Origin of the sequence: Streptomyces sp. SID1328, assembly GCF_009865595.1 — a bacterium.
Classification (GTDB): domain Bacteria; phylum Actinomycetota; class Actinomycetes; order Streptomycetales; family Streptomycetaceae; genus Streptomyces; species Streptomyces griseoluteus.
Genome location: NZ_WWKH01000047.1, coordinates 1 through 1256 on the forward strand (window position 1 = coordinate 1; position 1256 = coordinate 1256).

Here is a 1256-nt window from a genome sequence, read left to right on the forward strand (position 1 = left end):
GGCGTCCCGGCGGACGGGGATGCCGCCACCCCCCAGGGCGGCACCGCACCCCTGCACGGCCCGGCCGGCTCGCCCGCCCGGCCGCAGGCCAAGACCCCCGCCACCACCCGGACGGCGATCATCAACCGGGCCAAGCAGTGGGTCACCGCGCAGGTGCCGTACAGCATGACCAAGTTCTGGTCGGACGGGTACCGCCAGGACTGCTCCGGCTATGTCTCCATGGCCTGGGGGCTGCTCTCCAACGAGTGGACGGGCAGCCTGGCCCGGTTCGCGGTGAAGATCACCAAGGAGGAACTCCAGCCGGGCGACATCCTGCTCTTCCACAACACCGCCGACCCGCAGGGCGGCTCGCACGTCGTGATCTTCGGCGGCTGGACCGACTACACCCGCACCGCCTACACGGCGTACGAGCAGACGTCCCCGCACACCCGCCGCCAGAGCACGCCCTACGCCTACTGGAACAACACCACCAAGTACGTCCCCTACCGCTACAAGGGCGTGGCCGTCGGCGCGGCGGGCGCCGGGCCGACGGCCACCCCGGTGCCCTTCCCCGGCACCGGGTACTTCGGTCCCGGCGCGAACAACAAGTACGTCACCCGGCTCGGCGAGATGCTGGTCGCCCGGGGCGGCGGCCCGTACTACTCGACGGGGCCGGGCCCGGTCTGGGGCGAGGCCGACCGGCGCGCCACCCAGGCGTTCCAGAAGGCCCAGGGCTGGACCGGCTCCGCCGCCGACGGGCTGCCCGGCCCGCGCACCTGGGAGCTGCTGGTCACCGGGGCGGGCAAGGACATCGCCGCCGGCTCGGCCGGCCCCGGCGGCGTCCCGGCCTTCCCCGGCAAGCAGTACTTCACGGCGGGCGCGGTCAACGCCCACGTCACCCAGCTGGGGCGGCAACTGGTGAAGAAGGGATTCGGCCGGTTCTACGCCACCGGACCCGGACCCCGCTGGAGCGAGTCGGACCGGCGTGCCGTCGAAGCCTTCCAGCGCGCCCAGGGCTGGCGCGGCGGAGCGGCGGACGGCTGTCCGGGCCCCGAGACCTGGCGCCGCCTGTTCGGCTGAGGCGCCCGGTCACCTCCGGGTCCCGCGTCCGCGCGCGGCCCGGCATCCCCTGTCATGACGCACCCGGCGCGGAGGCTGGAGGCACCCATGAGCACGACCACATCCCACACGTATGAGCCCGAGGAACACCCGGAGAGCCTGCCGGGCGGGGCGGGGACGGCCGTCCGGCCGCCCCGGCTGATCCGCAACGAGGCGAC

General features: G+C 74.3%; 1 protein-coding gene. It reads left to right on the forward strand.

Annotated features, from left to right (window positions below):
• Positions 1 to 1059, forward strand: a 1059-nt coding sequence (locus GT030_RS01485; protein ID WP_161199443.1) for a peptidoglycan-binding protein, incomplete at its 5' end; no start/stop codon positions are given.
• Positions 1060 to 1256 lie beyond the last annotated feature (197 nt).